Origin of the sequence: Streptomyces asiaticus (assembly GCF_018138715.1) — a bacterium.
Classification (GTDB): Bacteria; Actinomycetota; Actinomycetes; order Streptomycetales; family Streptomycetaceae; genus Streptomyces; species Streptomyces asiaticus.
This window is the reverse complement of the sequence record NZ_JAGSHX010000002.1, coordinates 61770-79781: the sequence shown is the minus strand read 5'-3', so window position 1 is coordinate 79781 and position 18012 is coordinate 61770. Positions and strand designations below refer to the sequence as shown.

Annotated in this window: 20 protein-coding genes; 9 read left to right on the top strand and 11 right to left on the bottom strand. The window is 68.7% G+C overall.

The annotated features are described in order from the left end of the window. Positions 1-33: 33 nt before the first annotated feature. Entirely contained in the window at positions 34-318 is a 285-nt protein-coding gene (locus KHP12_RS53255; protein WP_372455176.1) for a 6TM ABC transporter family protein, read from the top strand. A 39-nt stretch (positions 319-357) separates the two neighbouring features. Next, positions 358-774 (top strand): DDE-type integrase/transposase/recombinase, encoded by a 417-nt coding sequence (locus tag KHP12_RS05985; RefSeq protein WP_211831747.1) that lies wholly within the window; start codon positions 358-360, stop codon positions 772-774. Here the strand turns inward: KHP12_RS05985 and KHP12_RS50660 are convergent. Further along, positions 723-1067 (bottom strand): group II intron maturase-specific domain-containing protein, encoded by a 345-nt coding sequence (locus KHP12_RS50660; RefSeq protein WP_308289302.1) that lies wholly within the window; start codon positions 1065-1067, stop codon positions 723-725. The genes KHP12_RS05985 and KHP12_RS50660 overlap by 52 nt on opposite strands. Then, the gene (gene ltrA, locus KHP12_RS05980; RefSeq protein WP_246642971.1) at positions 1064-1999 is read right to left on the bottom strand and encodes a group II intron reverse transcriptase/maturase; all 936 of its coding nucleotides are present in this window, start codon (positions 1997-1999) and stop codon (positions 1064-1066) included. Before ltrA ends, KHP12_RS50660 begins: the two co-directional genes overlap by 4 nt. A 611-nt stretch (positions 2000-2610) precedes the next feature. Here ltrA and KHP12_RS05975 point away from each other — a divergent pair. Beyond that, positions 2611-2832, top strand: a complete 222-nt coding sequence (locus tag KHP12_RS05975) for an IS3 family transposase (RefSeq protein WP_211831746.1) — start codon at positions 2611-2613, stop codon at positions 2830-2832. 230 nt (positions 2833-3062) lie between these two features. Then, entirely contained in the window at positions 3063-3431 is a 369-nt protein-coding gene (locus KHP12_RS05970) for a hypothetical protein (protein WP_211831745.1), read from the top strand. Positions 3432-3542: 111 nt separating this feature from the next. Here the strand turns inward: KHP12_RS05970 and KHP12_RS05965 are convergent, their stop codons facing one another. From KHP12_RS05965 to KHP12_RS05940, 6 genes are all read right to left on the bottom strand, one after another. Beyond that, positions 3543-4451, bottom strand: a complete 909-nt coding sequence (locus KHP12_RS05965; protein WP_211831744.1) for a hypothetical protein — start codon at positions 4449-4451, stop codon at positions 3543-3545. A gap of 86 nt (positions 4452-4537) precedes the next feature. Further along, entirely contained in the window at positions 4538-5221 is a 684-nt protein-coding gene (locus KHP12_RS05960) for an antibiotic biosynthesis monooxygenase family protein (protein ID WP_211831743.1), read from the bottom strand. Between the two features lie 39 nt (positions 5222-5260). Continuing rightward, a complete protein-coding gene (locus KHP12_RS05955; protein WP_308016698.1) occupies positions 5261-6184 on the bottom strand; it encodes an MBL fold metallo-hydrolase in 924 nt (307 codons plus the stop codon). A 24-nt stretch (positions 6185-6208) separates the two neighbouring features. Then, positions 6209-6712, bottom strand: coding sequence for a flavin reductase family protein (locus KHP12_RS05950; protein ID WP_246642969.1), 504 nt, complete (start codon positions 6710-6712; stop codon positions 6209-6211). Positions 6713-6842: 130 nt separating this feature from the next. Beyond that, positions 6843-8117 (bottom strand): ketosynthase chain-length factor, encoded by a 1275-nt coding sequence (locus tag KHP12_RS05945; protein WP_211831742.1) that lies wholly within the window; start codon positions 8115-8117, stop codon positions 6843-6845. Continuing rightward, positions 8114-9385 (bottom strand): beta-ketoacyl-[acyl-carrier-protein] synthase family protein, encoded by a 1272-nt coding sequence (locus tag KHP12_RS05940; RefSeq protein ID WP_211831741.1) that lies wholly within the window; start codon positions 9383-9385, stop codon positions 8114-8116. The genes KHP12_RS05945 and KHP12_RS05940 overlap by 4 nt, the downstream gene beginning before the upstream one ends. A gap of 260 nt (positions 9386-9645) precedes the next feature. Here KHP12_RS05940 and KHP12_RS52280 point away from each other — a divergent pair, with 260 nt between their 5' ends. Next, complete coding sequence (locus tag KHP12_RS52280) at positions 9646-10782, top strand: glycosyltransferase (RefSeq protein ID WP_211831740.1); 1137 nt, start codon at positions 9646-9648, stop codon at positions 10780-10782. Positions 10783-10856: 74 nt separating this feature from the next. On the opposite strand, the gene KHP12_RS05930 is transcribed toward KHP12_RS52280, so the two are convergent. Continuing rightward, positions 10857-12131 (bottom strand): DUF6365 family protein, encoded by a 1275-nt coding sequence (locus KHP12_RS05930; protein ID WP_211831739.1) that lies wholly within the window; start codon positions 12129-12131, stop codon positions 10857-10859. A 3-nt stretch (positions 12132-12134) separates the two neighbouring features. Continuing rightward, entirely contained in the window at positions 12135-13277 is a 1143-nt protein-coding gene (locus KHP12_RS05925; protein WP_211831738.1) for a DegT/DnrJ/EryC1/StrS family aminotransferase, read from the bottom strand. A 213-nt stretch (positions 13278-13490) separates the two neighbouring features. Between KHP12_RS05925 and KHP12_RS05920 the strand changes: the two genes are divergently transcribed. The 3 genes from KHP12_RS05920 to KHP12_RS05910 are packed head-to-tail and all read left to right on the top strand — an operon-like array spanning position 13491 to position 16301. Continuing rightward, a complete protein-coding gene (locus KHP12_RS05920; protein ID WP_211831737.1) occupies positions 13491-14321 on the top strand; it encodes a class I SAM-dependent methyltransferase in 831 nt (276 codons plus the stop codon). Further along, entirely contained in the window at positions 14318-15508 is a 1191-nt protein-coding gene (locus KHP12_RS05915) for an acyltransferase family protein (protein ID WP_211831736.1), read from the top strand. Before KHP12_RS05920 ends, KHP12_RS05915 begins: the two co-directional genes overlap by 4 nt. 4 nt (positions 15509-15512) lie before the next feature. After that, the gene (locus tag KHP12_RS05910; protein ID WP_211831735.1) at positions 15513-16301 is read left to right on the top strand and encodes an SDR family NAD(P)-dependent oxidoreductase; all 789 of its coding nucleotides are present in this window, start codon (positions 15513-15515) and stop codon (positions 16299-16301) included. A gap of 68 nt (positions 16302-16369) precedes the next feature. Here KHP12_RS05910 and KHP12_RS05905 read toward each other — a convergent pair whose 3' ends face one another. Further along, complete coding sequence (locus KHP12_RS05905; protein WP_211831733.1) at positions 16370-17119, bottom strand: SDR family NAD(P)-dependent oxidoreductase; 750 nt, start codon at positions 17117-17119, stop codon at positions 16370-16372. Positions 17120-17280: 161 nt separating this feature from the next. Between KHP12_RS05905 and KHP12_RS05900 the strand changes: the two genes are divergently transcribed. Further along, positions 17281-17907, top strand: coding sequence for a hypothetical protein (locus KHP12_RS05900; protein WP_211831732.1), 627 nt, complete (start codon positions 17281-17283; stop codon positions 17905-17907). Positions 17908-18012: the final 105 nt, after the last annotated feature.

Genomic DNA, 18012 nt, shown 5'->3' with positions numbered 1-18012 from the left:
GTTCCGTGAAGTGCCTGAAGCCAGCCCGCAGGGCTGCTGGCCGTCGGCGCCGCGTTGGGCGAACGCTGGCTCGTGGTCGGGCTCGCCGAGGATGTGACGGTACGTCTGCGCTGTGACCTCTTCCAGCACCTCCAAGGCCAGTCCGACGCCTTCTTCAGCGCGGCACGCCCCGGCGCCCTGGTCTCCCGCCTGAGCGGCGACGTCCAGGGGGTGAGGTTCCCCCGAGATGCGGGGAGGGGTGGCAGAGGGTCAGATGGATCTCACGAGAGGAGCCCAGACGATGCCTGCCCCGAGGAAATACCCGCTGGAGTTGCGTGAGCGTGCGGTCCGCATGTGCAACGCGACTTCACCGCGAATGTGCCGAACCGGCTGTGGGTCACGGACCTGACCGTGATCGCGACCGAGGAGGGCCCGCTGTGGCTGTCCGCGATCCGAGACGCGTTCTCCCGCCGGGTGGTGGCCTGGGAAACCTCCGCCCGCGCAGACGCCGACCTGGTCCTGACCACGCTGGAGTATGCCCTGGCCAGCCGCGAAGTCGCCCCCGGTGAGCTCATTCACCATGCCGACCACGGCTGTCAATACACGTCCGTGAAGCTCACAACACGCCTGGTCAGGGCCGGTATCCAGGCGTCCATGGGCTCGGTCGGCGACTCGTTCGAGGTGAGTCGGCGGCGGGAATCTCACCCGCCGCTGCTCTCAGAACCGTGCGTGAACCTCGCGACTCACACGGCTCCCATTGTTGAACCAGTAGGCAGCGCACCGTGCTTCCAGTGAGCAAACATGCCCGGGAAAACTGAGGCGATCTCAGCCAGCTTCCTCCGGGCCTTCCTTGAGGCACGACGATACCGTTTGTACTTCCTCTGGGCCCATTTCACTAGAAACGGGTTGATCTGCTGTTCCAGAAATCTGATCAACCTGGACTTGTAGAAGCGCCCATAGTAGTTGATCCATCCCGCCACGATGGGGTTGATCATCGCAGCGATCTCCCGAAAGCTCAGCTCGGTACAGCGGCCCAGTTGCCAGCGCCGGATAGTCTTCGCCATCGACTTCATGGCTGCCTTACTCACTGCTGGAAGGAAACCTGTCTTGAGTCTCCCGTCCCGCAAGCGAGCGGCCCGGGGACAGAAAGTGAACCCCAGAAGGTGAACTCCGTAACCGGGAAATCCCTTTCACGGCCTTCCTGCTGGCAGTACACGATCCTCGTTTTCTCCGGGTGAAGACGCAATCCGAACTGCAGCAACCTGCGCTCGATGACATCGCGGACAAAGTGCGCCTGCTTCAGGCTGGCGCAGTGAACCACAGCATCATCGCAGTACCGCTCGAACCTGATTGCCGGGTACTCCCGACTCAGCCACGCATCGAACGCGTAGTGCATAAACAGGTTCGACAACAACGGCGAGATGGAAGAACCTTGAGGAGTTCCTCTTTCCCGCCCGACGAGCGTGCCGTCGGGCTGCTGCACCGGGGCGACTAGCCACCGTTTTACGTACAGCAGCACCCACGGGAGATTAGTGTGCTTTTCCACTGCCGCAACGATAGGGCCGTGCGGAACGTTGTCGAAGAACCCCTGGATGTCAAGGTCGATCACCCATGGATACCTCCAGCACCGCTGCTTGCACGTCTCTGCCGCGTCCAGCGCGGACCGCCTTGGACGGTAGCCATATGAGTCCTGATGAAACATGCGCTCCACATCAGGCTCCAGCATCATGGCCGCCGCCGTCTGAGCAATCCTGTCGGCCACGGCCGGAACCCCAAGGCTCCGAGTTCCGCCGCCGGACTTGGGAATATCCACCGCTCTCACGGGTGGAGGGAAATAGCTTCCCGAGGCGAGGCGATTCCACAGCTTGTACAGGTTGTTCTTTTCATCCTGCTCAAACTCCGTCAACGACTGCCCATCCACTCCAGCTGCTCCCCTGTTGGCCTTGACCTTCAGGTACGCATCCCAGATCAGCATCTTCGGAATATCAAACGGCTTGCCCGCTGACCTTGTCTCGACCATCCGACTCCTCCCATCTCTGGTTGATCGTCGATCGACACTCAACAACACGCCCCCTTCGCTCCACCTCTATTACAGAGGTCTCGTCACTACTACGGGACGTTCCGCCCTCCCGACGCGCGACCGGTACTCAGACACTCGCGGTTCTTCACCACTTGCGTCTCTCCCTCCCGCTCTCCACGTCAACCCGTGGATTGCCGTTTCGCGTCTAGGAGTTCTCCTGTTCCGTTGTGAAGCCCGGACTGAGCTCGCGCCACCTTCATGCCGGACACCGCCAGACCAATAGACAGGCACCCGTCTGGCTTATCCCAGGACAGCATTGAGACCCTGGTTTCGATGTCGTCTAAGCTTTACGACACGTCATCAGCGGTTCACTCACGTTCGCCTTCTCAGCCCACACCTGCCGCATCCAGTGCGGCTTTTCCATGACGCTCACCACCACGGCTCATTCACCGCAGCAGCTCATGGTGGTTTGACACCTGCACCTGCATGCCGATGTCGAAGGACCTACCCTCATCTCCACAACAGCACGGTGATTGTTCGTTCCCGTCTTCTACACCTGGACCTCACAATCACCTTCAGGACACACCAACGCCCTGGCGGAGAACCTGTGGATGATCATCAAAATCGAGTGCATCCGCGGCCGCGTCTTCGCCACCAGAGCCGAAGCGAACCTCACGCTCTTCGAGTACATCGACGGCTTCTACAACCCCCGCCGCATCCAGAAACGGCTCGGCTACCTCAGCCCGATCGAGTACGAGGAGAAGCATTACGCCAGCCAGGCAACGGCCGAACAAGTGAACCTGAAACCACGTCAACCCGCCCTGACCAGCTAGTCAGCCACCCCCATACAGCGGGGGAACCTCACCGAAGAACTCACCCGCAAACCGGGATCACCCACGTCACGCACTCGGGCCGTCGCCGAGGACGCCGTCCTCTCCGCGGGCGGCATTGTCCTGCGGCCCCATCTGATCTACGGGGAGGGGGACGCCTGGGTGGGCCCGGGCCTGGCCCGGATCCTGGGCGGCCTGGCCTGCCCGGCACGGTGGCGGGCTGGCCCTCCCTCATGTCGGTGATCGCCGTGCAGGATTTGGCCGGACTGATGGTGGCCACCGCGCTCGCACCTGTCTCCGCCCTGACCGCGTCCATATATCACGCCGCCCACCCGACGCCCGCCACCGCGAACGCCATACTGCGGGCCGTCGCCGATTGCACCGAGACCCCCTGGCCGCAAAGGGAGCTCACCGTCGAACAGGCCCGGGCGATCCTCGCGGAGTACGGCCGGTCGCGGGCCGTACTCGACATGCTGACGACCGACCACTTTTTCGACAGCGGCCCGCTCTGGTCCGACCTCAGCCGTGATCCCGGCGACGGTTTCGACATCACGTTCCGGCGCGCGGCGCACTGGTACCGAAAGACCCTGCGAGCGGCCTGAACCAGCCGGTCGCGCTCGCGATGTTCCCAGTTTCTCCAGGTCCGGCGGTCCGCCCGCCGGACCTGGCAGCCGCCCCCGTGGAAGGGAGGCGCGGCACGGTTGACTGCAGTTTCACGCGCCGGCGGTGGCGGTACCGCGCTTGCTGAGCGTCCCCATGACATCCGCGCCGTGGTAGTACGTACGTCCCTGCCGACTGTGGCGGCGCCAGTTGGCCTCGCTCGCGTGGCGGTACACGCTACCGGTGGAGATGCCCCAGAGGCGGGCGATGTCGGCCGCGGTCACCCACCGTACAGGTTTCGCCTCCACCGCAGCGGGCTGTCGGGGGGCTGTGCCTGCGGCGGATGCCGCGCCTTCGAGCCGACGGCTGAGCTGGAGCCACTCGTGGCCCAGCCATCGGTGCGCCGAGTCGTGGTCGCAGCGGATCACCGCGGGCAGCTTCAGCTGTCCCGGCCTCACGACCGCGGTCAGCGATCCCGGACAGCCGAACTCCACGCACTCGCCGATCGGCAGCTGGTGGCGCACGTCGGGATCCACCACTCGACGGGCGCGGCGGGCCAGCCGGGCCATCTCGCCGGAGAACTCGCCCGCGGCCTCGTGCGCGGTGAGCCAGTCGAGGTGCCGGCCGAGGAAAACCCGCAGTGGCAGCACCGCCCGCCGGGGCGCGGGCACATCGCGCTCCTTGACGACGACGCCCGCCCAGGAGCCGAGAACCCCCATGATCGCGGCCCGTGCCTCGGCCGCCTGGACGTTGAAAGGCATGCTGCGCGGAGGGCCACCGGACGTCTTGGGGCGGGTCCTGTCCCGGGAGCCGCCGTCGAGCTGTCGACCGCAGGCCTCGTACAGCTCAGGCAGTCGGCGCAATTCCGTGGAGAGCTGTTCCAGGCAGGTCGGGCACAGCCGGTGGTTCACAGCAGCGGGTCGTGCGGCCTGCCCGGCTGACTGGCGGCTGGCGCAGTCCGCACCCACGCACGTCTCGACGGCGACGGCCGTGCGGCTTCCTTTGGATGTCGGTGAACTCATCTCTTGACCCCCACTCGTGATTTCTTCAAAGGTGAGAAAACAAGTCAGATCAGCGTGCCGCGGCGGGTCACCGACGGCTGGGACTCTCAGTCCGCGGAGCGTGAGTGGACGACCCGGAAGGTGTTGTACTCCCAGGACCTGGTCAGCTTCCGGGCCCGGTCGCGGGACTCGCGTACGTTCAGCGGCCACTCGTGCTCCGGCACGTCGTGGAAGGCCCAGTAGGCCTGCTCGCTCTCCCACTGCGCGTAATTGATCACGAACGTGCCGTCCAGGCCAAGCAGCACACTGTGCGATCGGTAGCCGGGCAGCAGATGGACCCACTCGTCCCGGGGCCAGGTCAGCTCAGCGACCAGCGCGTCCTGATCCTCCGGTGCCACCCACTGGATCGCGACGGACGTCCAGTCGTCGCGGGTGGGTGTGATGTCCACGCCTCCGCCGACGGCCGGAGCGTGCTGCACGGACACCAGCTCGGCGACCAGCAGCCGGTTTCCCGTGGCCAGGCCACCCAGCCGGAGCAGCTCGTCCTGGTGGGCCGGGCCGTCGCAGTGGGCGCGCAGGTCCGCGACGGTGCGCCGCTGCGTGAAGCAGGCGACGCCGGCCCGGGTTTGTGCCGCGTGCAGCGAGGAGGACACCCAGCCCGGGTGGCCGACCTCGTCGACGCTCTTGCGAACGAGGCCGAGCAGTTTTTGCTGACCGTCCCAGTCCTGCTCGTCCAAGGTCAACCAGTCGATGGCTGTGATATGACCGTTGCCGGGATTGAGAAGTACCACAGCGTTCCCCTCCTGATACATGTCCGTACGGGGCACGGGTCAGGCCCCGCAGGCAGGAAGGCCACCGTGGAAGGCGACCATCTCGGAAAACAGCTCCTCGATGTCCATCCAGTGACCGGGCTCGGCTCCGCCGGCCTCGGCATAAGCCCGGTGCAGGTTGGGCACCAGCCGTTCGCTGTCGAGCAGGCCGGCGTAGGGGCCGGCGCCGGCCTCCCGTGCCACCTCCAGCGGAGTCAGCCCAGCGGCGGTGCCGTCGGCTGCCAGGCGCTGGACGTATCGAAGGTAGCCGGCGGTCTCGTCGAGCAACTCCGCACCGCCGACCGGCCCGTGTCCCGAGACGACGGACTCGGGGTTCAGGGACCGCAGGTGTCCGATCACATCGAGAGAGCCGGAGATCGATCCGGTGAGGCAGAAGGGGGTGGCACCCGACATCACCACGTCGCCGGTGAACAGCACCCGCTGGCGCGGCAGCCACACCACCGTGTCGTTGCGGGTGTGGGCGGTGCCCAAGTGCATCAATTCCGCCTGGGTGTCGCCCAGGTGCAGGGTGAGCACGCCCCGGTAGGTCAGCGACGGCAGCTCCACGCTGACGTCGCCCCAGCACACCTCCGGCCACAGGCCGGTCAAATGCAGCTGTGCGAGGTCCATCTCGGCACGGGTGCCCTCGTGCGAGACGATCACCGCCTCGTCGGCGAAGAACCGGTTCCCGAAGGTGTGGTCGCCGTGCGGGTGGGTGTTGACCACGAACCGCGGGGCGCGCGTGGTGATCGCTGCCACCGCCTCCCGCAGGGCCCTGGTCCGTGCCTCGGTGGCAGCGGTATCGATCAGTGCCGACCGCCCGCCCGAGGTGATCAGGCCCGCATTGTTCAGGCACCAGCCGCCATCGGGCTGGATGTAGGCGTACACGTCCTCGGCGACCTCACGCAGATGCGGTTCGGCCATGACGGGGGAACGAAGGGTCACTTCTCTTCTCCTGGTTGGTGTCGGTCATGCTGAGGACGCCAGAGCGGGACTGCCCCCGGGCCGGGTGAAGAGGCGGTTGTAGTACACCAGCGGCTCGGCGCCGCCCACCGAGACCGCCTCCACGCGGCCGATCAGGATGCTGTGGTCGCCGCCGTCCAAGACCTCGTGCAGACGGCAAGCGAGCCGCGCGGTTGCATCCGACAGCCCGGGAAGCCCCGACTCACAGGGCTCCATGGGGCTGTTGGTGAACTTGTCCGCGCCCGATCGGGCGAACACGGCGGCGATGTCGGCCTGGCCCGAGGCCAGTACGTTCACCATGAACCGGTCGGCGGCGACGAAGGCGTCGTGGCAGGAGGCCGACTTGGCCGGACACACCAGCACCAGCGTCGGGTCGAGCGAGAGCGAACTGAACGAACTGGCGGTGAAGCCCCAGCGACGCCCGCTCGGGTCCACCGTGGTCACGACGGTGACCGGAGTGGGCACATGGGCCATGGTGCGGGCGAAGTCCGCGGGATCGACGGTGAGCAACGGTCCTCCTGGCTCTGGAAGTCTGGTCCAGCCGGCGGTCCGTGCGCCGGGGCGGCGGCGGGCTGCCGCGGCCCCGGCACGTGGCACGGCCGGGAGGCGAGGGACGGGAGCGGCGGCTTGGCCCGATGGCTCAGCCGACGGTGCGCACAACCATGGCCGAGTTGAAACCGCCCCGGCCCCGGGCCAGCACCAGGGCCGCGCGCACCCCGTCGGCCGGCCGACGGGCCTCGGTGACCAGGTCGATCGGGCAGTCCCCGGCCGGCGCGGTCACATGCGCAGTCGGCGGGATCACCTGGTCGCGCAGCGTCAGCAGGGCCGCTGCCAGATCCAGGGCGGCGCCCCCCGCCGCGAGCCGCCCCGTCATGGTCTTCGGCGCCGTCACCGGAACCCCGTACTCCCCGAAGATCCCGGCGACGGCCCCGGCCTCCGCCCGGTCGGCGTCCCTGCGCCCGGCCGCGTCGGCGAAGACCACGTCCACATCGGCCGGGGTCAGACCGGCCTCATCCAGCGCCTGTTCCGCGGCGGCCCGCAGCCGCGGCGCACCATCCGAACCCCGGGCCGGGTCGAAGGTGGCGGCGTAACCCGCGACGGTGCCGTACGTCCGGGCACCGCGGGCCTCGGCGGCATCGGCGGCCTCCAGTACCAGCAGCGCACCGCCCTCACCGGCCACATGACCGGAGGCGGCCTCGGAGAACGGCAGGTACGCCCGAGCCGGATCGGCGACCTCGGTCAGCTCGCCGCCCGCCAGGTGCGCCACCCAGCCCCACGGACACAACGACGAGTCCACCCCGCCGGTGACCAGCAGCCGTACGCCCTTGCGTATCTGCCGACGGGCCTGTGCCACCGCGTCCAGGCCGCCGGCCTGCTCGGTGACCAGCACCCCGCTGGGGCCGCGCAGCCCGTTCCTGATGGAGATCTGGCCGGTGTTGACGGCGTAGAACCAGGCGAAGGACTGGTACGCGCTGACGTACTGCCCGCCCTTGCTCCACAACGCCTCCAGCTCGCGCTGGCCGAACTCGAAGCCGCCCGCGGAGGCGGCGGTGACCACGCCTGCCGTGTAGTCGGGCAGCGCGGCGAGGTCGACGCCCGCGTCGGCGAGCGCCTCGTCGGCCGCGGTCAGCGCCAGCCGGGTCATGTGATCGGTCTGCGGCAGCAGGCGGCTCGGAACGTGTCGCTCCGGAGCGAAGTCGCGGATCTCGCCAGCCAGTTTCGCCGGGTACTGCCCGGCGTCGAAGCGGGTGACCGGGCCGATACCGCTCTCTCCGCGCAGCACGGCCGCCCACCACGCTTCGGTGCCCAGGCCGTTCGGTGCGGTGACTCCGATGCCGGTGACGACGGACGCGGCCGGCGGTACGGAGAGGGCGCCGCCGCTACGGGCGGCCGGTTCGGTGGCGTGGGCGGTCATGCGGCATCTCCCAGGCGCGGGCGGGTCAGGACCATCGCGCTCTGGAAACCGCCGAAGCCGCTGCCGACGCTCAGGACGGTGTCGGTACGCCGGCTGCGGGCGACCAGCGGGGTGTAGTCCAGGTCGCAGGAGGGGTCGGGGGTGTGGAGATTCGCGGTGGGCGGCACCGTGTTGTGCTCGATTGCCAGGGCGCTGGCGGCCACCTCCAGGGAGCCGATCGCGCCCAGCGAGTGCCCGATCATCGACTTGATGGAGCTGACGGGGACGTTGTACGCGTGGTCGCCCAGGCTGCGTTTGAACGCGGCGGTCTCGTGCCGGTCGTTCTGCTTGGTGCCGGAACCATGCGCGTTGACGTAGTCGACGGCGGTGCCGTCGAGCCGGGCCTCGTCGAGGGCTGTCCGGATCGCCTCGGCCATTTCGGCACCGTCCGGGCGCAGGCCGGTCATGTGGTAGGCGTTGCAGCGGCTGGCGAAGCCGGCGATCTCGGCGTACACGTGGGCGCCGCGCCGGCGGGCGCTCCCCAGCTCTTCCAGAACCAGTACGGCCGAACCCTCGCCGAGCACGAAGCCGTTGCGGGAGGCGTCGAAGGGCCGGGAGGCGCTCTCCGGCTCGTCGTTGCGCGGCGAGGTCGCCTTGATGGCGTCGAAGCAGGCCACGGTGATCGGGGAGATGGGCGCCTCGGTGGCACCGGCGATCATCACGTCGGCACTGCCCTCGCGGATCAGCTCGACGGCGTGCCCGATGGAGTCCAGGCCCGAGGTGCAGCCGGTGGAGACCATGGCCACCGGCCCCTGGGCATGGGTGCGCCAGGCCACTTCGGCCGCCATCGAACTGGGCACGAAGTAGTCGAACAGATGCGGGACGGCCAGGCTATGGTCCACCTGCCAGGTGCTGCCGCCCCGGCTGACCACGTTGTACTCGCTGTCCAGGCCCATCGTGCACCCGACCGCGCTGCCGAGGGTGACACCGGTGCGGGTGGGGACCAGGTTCTGGGTGTCCAGGCCGCTGTCACGTACCGCCTCCTCGGCACTGACCAGGGCGAACTGGGCGGCGCGGTCGAGACGCTCGGCGTCCTCGGCGGTGAAGCCGTGGAGCAGCGGGTCGAAGTCGGCCTCCGCGGCGATCCGGGAGCGGAACGGGGACGCGTCGAAGAGGCTGATGGCCCGGGTCGCGGTCCTGCCCGAGGTGAGCAGGGACCAGAATTCCTTGGTACCCAAGCCCCCCGGTGCGACCACGCCTATTCCGGTGATGACGACGCGACGGCTCATTGGATGTCCTTCACGAGTGGGTCCTCCTGTGCGCGGCACGCCCGTGGGGCCGCTCGCGCTTCGTAGCTGCCATGGCCGGTGCGTGAAGCTTTGGAACCTTCGCTCGACCTCAGATCGAGGCCTGCTGGTGGCGGCCATCGGCGCCGCTCGAGGATCAGTAGCGGTGGGGACCCGGCGCGTACAGGGCACACGGCCGGGCGGGATCGGGCCTCGAGGATTGTTCGAGCCGGTGACGAATCCGTTCCCGGACCATCCCCGCCATGAAGATTCTCTTTGTGGCGGGCGGTACGTCGGGTGTCATCTTCTCGCTGGTGCCTCTGGCACAGGCGGCCAGGAACGCCGGGCACGAAGTCGTAATGACGGCCCCCGAGGACTGCATGCGCACCATCAACGGCGCTGGGATCCCCGGCTTCCCGGTCACCGCCAGGACGATGAAGGACTTCCTCCACGACCGGCGGGGCGTCCTGCAGACGATCCCCGAGGACCTCCACGAGCGCTATCTTTTCAACGGGCGCTGTTTCGGGAGGTATGCGGCGGCCTGCGTGGACGGCCTGACCGCGCTGATCGACAGCTGGCGGCCGGACGTGGTGGTGGGCGGGGTGCTTGCGTTTGCCGGCCCGCTGGCCGCCGCGTACGCGGGAGTTCCGTACGTCAAGCACGCCGTGGACATGGGAGAGCCGCGCACGATCGATCTCGCGGCGGCGGCGGAACTGGGGCCGGAGCTGGAGTCTCTCGGCCTCTACGAGATGCCCACCGCCGACTTGTTCATCGACACCTGCCCGCCGTCGCTCCGCCCGGACGACGCCCCGCCGGCACAGATGATGCGCTACGTCCCTTACACGGGGCAGAAGCCGCTGGAACCGTGGATGTTCGCCAAGGGGGACCGGCCCCGGGTGCTGGTGAGCGCGGGCAGCCGGGTGACCAAGGACTCCGACTTCGAAATCCTCTCCGGGCTGGTGGAGAAGGTGGCCGCACTGGACGTGGAACTGCTGGTCGCGGCCCCGGAGGCGGTCGCGGCCGAGCTGGGCCCGCTGCCGGACAACGCGCGTGCCGGGTGGATCCCGCTGGACGCGGTGGCCAGGACCTGTGATCTGACGATCAGCCATGCGGGTGGCAATACGGTGCTGGGCAGCATGGCTGCCGGTGTGCCGCAGGTGCTGATCCCGTATCTGCCGTACGTGGTGGGCTACACCGAGCGGCTGAGCGCCTACGGTGCCGCGAAGATGGTCGACCCCGCTCAGGATTCGCCGGAGAACATCGCAGAGGCCTGCCGCGAGGTGCTGGAGGACGACTCGTACCGGGAACGGGCGCGGGCGGTGTCCGCGGAGATGGCCCTGCTTCCGCTGCCGGCGCAGGTGGTGGACATGGTGGAGAGCCTGGTGGCGCGGGCGGCCTGATCCCGCCCCGGCGACCCGGGCGGCCCCGGCTCCGGCGGGGTCCCCTCACGGACCCGGCCGGAGCCGGGGCGCGTTCAGACGCCGAGCCCGAGGCGGCGCACTGCCTCGGTGAACGTCTGCGCCGTCTCCGGCAGGCCACTCACGATGTCCCGGTACCCGGCCCGCGCCGCGGCGAGCCGGTCGCGCTCGGCCCCGTCGTACAGGATCCGTTCCAGGCCGTCGACCAGGCTGTGCTCGTCGAGGAGCTCCGCGCGACGCAGCGTGTCGGTGAACGGGTTGGCCCGAAGCAGCGGACGCAGCACCTCGTTCCAGCGCAGCGGCCACATGTGGAAGTCGGGCAGCGGGCCGGGGTAGTCGGCCAGCCAGCCCCGCACCCGGTCGGTCAGGCCGCCCGGGAGGGCGGCTCCGAGGCGTTCGATGTCCGCCGCGCTGTTCACCGCGTGGTCGTTGACGCCGAGCAGACCCGGTACGTCGGCCGCGACCGCGCGCTCCAGGGCGTAACTGGGCAGATGGAAGGAGAACACCGCATCGGAGGAACCGAGCAGCCGGTGGTACTCCCCGGCGGTGTACTCGGGCCGGTGGTGGACCCGCTCCTCCGGCAGACCCGCGGCGAAGCCGTCGAAGAGCGGGCCGGTCAGGAGGAAGTGGGTGTCCTGCGGCAGGCGGGCGAGATGGTGGGCGAGCAGGCGGGGCAGCCGGCCGGCGAGCTCGCGGGTGGGCGGCGCCGCATGGAACTGCATCAGCTGCTGCCAGGGCAGAGTGGGCACCATCAGCAGCCGGGCCCCGTCGGGCAGTCCGAGGGCGCGCCGGGTCTCCCGGCGGACGTTCCCGGTCAGCGGCCCGATGGTGCGGTTGGCGCGGTACGGAAGGCCGCGGCCGGAGCCGGTGACCTGCGGGCGGTTCATCGGCACCGGCAGGAGCTGCACCGGCATCCGCAGCAGGTTGTCGTCGACCTCCATGGTGGTGCCGAGAATCTCGACCCGACGGCTGGTGTTCTCCAGGTCGTACAGGTCCAGGGGGATGACGGGCAGCCCGAGGTCCTCGACGAACCACGGGTCGGTCCGGTAGCCGATCTTGAAGGTCATCCAATGGGCGAGGTAGTCGACGAGGACGATGGCGTCGGCCCGGGACTCCTTCACCACTCGTCGCACGACCTCGCGTACGTCCTCGCCGAGGTCCGGCTCCACCGCGGTGTACGGGATCCGCGCGGTCCGCAGCTGGTCCTCGTTGTAGGGGTTGACGACGAAGTGGCTCGTGATGCCGGCGCCGGCGAGCTGTTCCGCCAGGTCGAGGCCGATGGTGACCTCGTGCAGGGTCTTGGCCAGGGCGGCCAGGAACACAAGACGCATCAGTTACTCCTCACCGCGGGCCGCGACGGCCTTGCGCAGGGTTGTGGCGACCGTGCGGACGTCGTCGTCGGACAGGCCCGGGTGCAGGGGCAGGCACAGGGTGCGCCCGGCCGCGTGGTCGGAGGAAGGCAGCGCCTGGTCCCCGGAGCGGTAGGCGGTGACCTTGTGCAGCGGGGCGTAGCGAAAGGTGGTGTAGATGTCCGCGGCCAGCAGTTCGCTCGCGATTTCGTTGCGGATCTGCTTCTCGAACTGCACCCAGTAGAAGTAGTACGTCGACTCGTGGCCGACGGGCAGTGGCGGCGGCGTCAGGATCCCTGCGGCGCCGGCCAGCTCGCGGTCGTACAGCTCGACGATCTCGCGGCGTCGAGCGATGAACTCCGGCAGCCGGCGCAGCTGGACCCGGCCGATCGCGGCAGTCATGTCATTGCCGATGACCCGACGGCCGATCTCCGGGACCTCCAGTTCCCACCAGCGGTGGGAGACCTTGGAGTGGCCGATGCCGCTGGGCTGGACGAGGCCGTGGTAGGCGAGTCTGCGGGCCCGGGTGACGAGTTCTCGGTCACGTGCGTAGAGCATCCCGCCATCGCCGGTGACCAGCACCTTCATCGCGTCGAAGCTCCACATGGCGAGGTCGCCGAAACTGCCGACGGCTTTGCCGTCCACCCGGGATCCGGGCGAGCAGGCCGCGTCCTCCACCAGCGGGATGTCACGGTCGCGGCAGAGTTCGGCGATGGCCTCGATGTCGCCTGGGTAGCCGCCGTAGTGCAGTACGACGACGGCCTTGGTGCGGTCGGTGAGCGCGGCCTCGATGTGCGCGGCGTCGGGGTTGAGTGTGCGGGGGTCCACATCGCAGAAGACCGGGCGGGCGCGCACGGACAGAACGGCGTTGGCGGCGGCCAGGAAGCTGAGCGAGGGGAGGACGACCTCGTCGTCCTCCTCGAGACCGAGACACTCCAGGGCCAGGAAGAGCCCGGCGGTACCGGAGTTGAGGAAGATCATGTGCTCGGGGTCCACCCCGACGTGAGCGGCGAACTCGGCCTCGAACGCCTTGGTACGGGGTCCGTGGCCGAGCCACTTGTCGGCGAACACCTGGGAAACGGCGGCGAGTTCCTCGTCGCCGGTCTGCGGCTGGAAGAGATGAATCACGGTGGTCCCCTCTGATGCGGACGGATGTGCGCATGGTCAGGAGGGTGGCTTGACGCGGATTCGAGAGCTGATGGAACGCCGCGGCCCTGGCGGCGTGGGTTCCGCTGGCGGGTTCCGGGTGCACCGCCGGGCTTGGAGACGACCTCTAGCGGCCTTCGAGAGCCTCTCAGCAGCGTGAGGGGTGACGGATTGTCGCTTGAATGAGGTGCCGACATGACCACGTACGAATCCAAGACGGCCGACGAGGTCGGCGAGTACTTCGACGACCGCAGCTGGCTGTTCGGGCTGAGCGGCTTCAACCTGCACATCGGCTACTTCGACGACGAGAAGCCGGGCACCGACCCGAAGGAGCGCCACACCGAGGTGATGATCGAGGCGGCCGAGCTCGGCGAGGCCTCCCGCCTCCTCGATGTGGGCTGCGGCTTCGGCCGCCCGGCCATCGCGGCCGCCAAGGCCACCGGGGCGCGCGTCGTGGGCATCAATGTCAGCGCCGAGCAGGTCCGCCAGGGCCAGAAGCTCGCCGAGGAGGCCGGTGTCACCGGCCAGGTCACCTTCGAGCAGGGCGACGGCATGGCGCTTCCCTACCCGGATGGTTCATTCGACGCGGTTTGGGCCTCCGAGGCACTCATGTACATGTCCGACCGGCCGAAGGCGCTCCACGAGATCGAGCGGGTCCTCGTCCCCGGTGGCCGATTCGTGTTGTCGGACTATGCCGAACGCGAGGACCTCTCGGACAAAGAGCGTGCCGCGCTGAAGGAGGGCTTCACCGTCGATGCTCTGCCGACCATCCAGGGGTACCGCGGACTCCTGCTGGACGCCGGGCTGGAGATCACTCGGTTCGAGGACGCCACCGCCCACCTGCACCGCTCGGCCGCGCGCATCCCCGAGGTGCTGGACGAGAAGTACGCCTACATCGCCGAGCGCGGCGGCAAGGAGTTCGCCGACGAGTTCAAAGCCATGCTCTCCAAGGTCGGGGTGCTGGAGGGCGAGGTCCTCGGCTACGTCATCGCGGTCGGCCGCAAGATGGGGGAGCCGCGGGCGTGAGCACTGACGTCACCGCCGGACGCGTGCCCGCGGCGAGCCGTCCGTCCCGGCTGCCCACGCTGACCGGGATGCGGTTCGTGGCCTCGCTCATGGTGTTCGTCTGCCACGCGTTCACCTACGGCATCTTCACCGACAAGGAGCTCGAGGGGAATCTGATCACCTACGTGGCCAAGCTGGGCTTCGTCGGGGTCGGATTCTTCTTCATCCTCAGCGGCTTCGTGCTGACCTGGTCGGCCCGTGACTCCGGCCGGCCGCTGACCTTCTGGCGCCGCCGGGTCGCGAAGATCTTCCCCAACCACCTGGTGACCTGGGCGCTCGGGCTGCTGTTCATGGTGTGGCTCGGTGGCTACGCGGCCACGGTGAACAACACCGTGCCGTCCCTCTTCCTGATCCAGGCCTGGTTCCCGGCCGAGGACGTCTTCTTCGGCACCAACGGGCCCAGCTGGTCCCTTGCCGCGGAGCTGCTGTTCTACGTGTCCTTCCCCTGGCTGGCGCGCTGGATCCAGGCCATCCCGGCACGTCGGCTGTGGCTGTGCGCGGGTCTGCTGTTCACCGGCACGGTCCTGGTGGCGCTGGCCTCCCAGCTGCTGCCCACCGACCCGGACATGCCGTATTACCCCATCTCCTGGTACCAGTACTGGTTCGTCTACTGCCTGCCGGCCACGCGGATGCTGGAGTTCGCCCTCGGCATCGTGATGGCCCGGATCATCATGACCGGCCGCTGGATCCCGCTGGGACTGGGTCCGGCCCTGCTCACGCTGATCCCGGGCTACGCGCTGACCGTCTGGCTGCCCGACGCGTATGGCATCGTCGCACCCACGGTCCTCCCACTGGCGCTGATCGTGGCGGCTGGAGCCGTCGCGGACACCGAGAACCGCCCCTCGCCCCTCCGCAACCGCGTCGCGGTCTTCTTCGGTGAAATCTCCTTCGCCTTCTACCTGGTTCACATCCTGGTCATGTGGTACGGGCCGATGGGCCGGGTGCCCGGCCGGACCTGGGACACCCTTCCCGCCCTGGGAATGATCATCCTGGACTTCGCCCTCACGGTACTCGCGGCCTGGATCCTCTACCGGCTGGTCGAGGTGCCGGCCGTACGGCGTTTCGCCAACGCCCGCAGGAAAACCGGACCTCCACCACCCGCCGCCCCGGCGGTGCGGGACCAGGCCTCGACCCCGGCGGGGCGGTGACGCGATGGACCTGGGTCTGAACAACCGCACCGTCCTGGTCACCGGCGCGTCCGGCGGCATGGGACGGGAAATCGCGGCCGCCTTCGGCGCGGAAAGCGCCGACGTGGTGGTCGGCTACCGCTCGCGGCCCGAGGACGCGGCCGCGACCGCCGAACGGGTCGAGAAGGCCGGCGGCCGTGCTTTGGCCGTTCCGTACGACCTGAGCGACCCGGTCTGCGCGCGGGCCCTGGTGGATGCCGCGCTCGACTGGACCGGCCGGGTCGATGTCCTGGTCAACAACGCGTTCCGCCCCTTCGGCTTCCGCCCGCCCGGGGACCGGTTCGAGGAGATCGGCGACAGCTGGCAGGACAAGATGCGGGACAACATCGAGGGAGCGATCGAGCTGACCCGCCTGGTCGCCCCGCCGATGCGCGAACGCGGCTGGGGCCGGATCGTGCACCTGTCGTCGAGCCTGGTCACCGAGGGGGTGCTGGAGACCGACGCGGGGCGGATCGGCTCCGAGTACTACGCGGCGGCCAAGGCGGCGCTGCACGGCTTCTCGCGCAGTTCGGCCTTCAGCCTGGGCCGGGACGGGGATATCCTCTCCAATGTCGTGATCCCCGGCCTGACCCGGACCTTCCGCAACGAGGAGCGGATGGCGAACAGTTTCGGCGTCGCCGGGCGTTACGCCGACCGGGCCCCGCTCGGCCGGCTGCTGGACGCGGCCGAGGTGGCCCGGGTGGTGGTGTTCCTGGCCTCGGCGGCGAACACCGCCGTCACCGGACAGAGCATCCCGGTCACCGCCGGCGCCTGACACCGCGGCAGCACAGAGGGCGGCCCCGAGCGCCGGGGCCGCCCTCTGCTCCGCTCCCGGTACCGGTGTCACCAGGACAGGCCGCCGTTGACCTCCAGTACATGCCCGTTGACGTACGAGCCGGCGGCGGAGGCGAGGAAGACCGCGGCGTCCGCCACTTCCTCACCCAGGCCCATCCGGCACAGCGAGATCTTGGGCGCGTACTGACCCCACACGGCCTCGTTCTTCTTCAGCAGCTTGCCCATGCCTTCGTCGATGAAGCCAGGGGAAAGGCAGTTGACGGTGATGCCCAGGGGCGCCAGCTCCAGGGCCACCACCCGCGTGAACATCTCCACCGCTGCCTTGGTCGAGCAGTACGAGGCCGCGCCGCGGGTGGGCCGACTGCCCAGGGCCGAGGAGAGCGTGATGATCCGGCCGTGCTCGCTCTTCTCCAGGTACGGCACGGACTCCTTGACGCAGTGGAAGACACCGTTCACGTTCGTGTCCAACACCTGCGACCAATTCTCGAACGACAGTCCCGCGACCGGTCCTGGCCTGCTCAGCCCTGCGTTGGCCACCACGATGTCCACCCCGCCGAACCGGTCCGCCGCTACGCTCAGCAGTGATTTCACCGATTCCGGGTCCCGGACGTCCGCCTGCTCGAAGACGGCTCGGTCACCGAGGTGGCCGAGGCCTTCGGCAGCGCCCTCGGTGCCCCGGGCGGCGGCCACCACCCGGACACCCTCGGCGACGAACGCTTCGGTGATCTTCAGTCCCAGCCCCCTGGTCCCTCCGGTGACCACGGCGACCTTGTCCTTGAGGTCCTTGGTATTCACCATTCAACCCAGCTCCACGCTCGGACGGCTTTTGCCGGGAATCTGCTGCGTCGGCGTCTCGTGCCGCTCGAGAGCTGTTGGAAAGCGATTTTTGAGCCAGTCTCCAGCGGGCGGACCTAGCTTCCGTCGGGCTGCCGGTATGCAGCCCGACCCGAGGAGAAACCTTGATCCGCAAGACCACCGCAACACGCCGGTTCGTCGTCGCAGCAGCCCTGGCCACGGCCGGTGTCATGGCCGCATCCGGTAGTGCCGTCGCCGCGCCCGCCACCGTGCCGTTCCTCTGCCGCGTACCGGAGAACGGCGTGTGGAGCGAGTACGGCAGCAACCGTCTGTTCGACGTCACGGCCCCGGCAACCGTGTCGGCCCACCAGAAGTTCACGGTGAAGTACGCCCAGGGCGCCTCCACCCTCAACCCCGCGTACCAGAAAGAGGTCAGAGACATAGCCGTCAAGATCAACCAGCCGGCCGGTGCGCGCCTGGTCAGCCTGAAACTGACCGGTGGCAGCAACCTCGGCGACTCGGTCCAGTCCGTCGTCTCCGCCGGCAACCAACTCACGCTCCGGGCCAGCGGCCCGTTCTACGGCGGCAGCACCTTCGAGCTGCCGGTCATCGAGGCCGTCTACATCGCCCCTGCCGCCGGCACCCTGGTCACCTCGGTCGGCGGCACGAGCTTCGACGACACAGGCCTGTCCATGAAGCGCCTGGACACCACCATCAACGACTTCACCCCGGTGCAGTGCTACCCGAATCCGGCGACCCCGGTACAGCTGTCCAACACCACCGTGCAGTGACCACAGGTCGGTGACCGCCGCCCACCCCCACGACGCCGGTTGGAGAGAGCCTTCTCTCCAACCGGCGTCGAGCCGTTCTCGACCGGTCTTCGGCCGGCCCTGGGC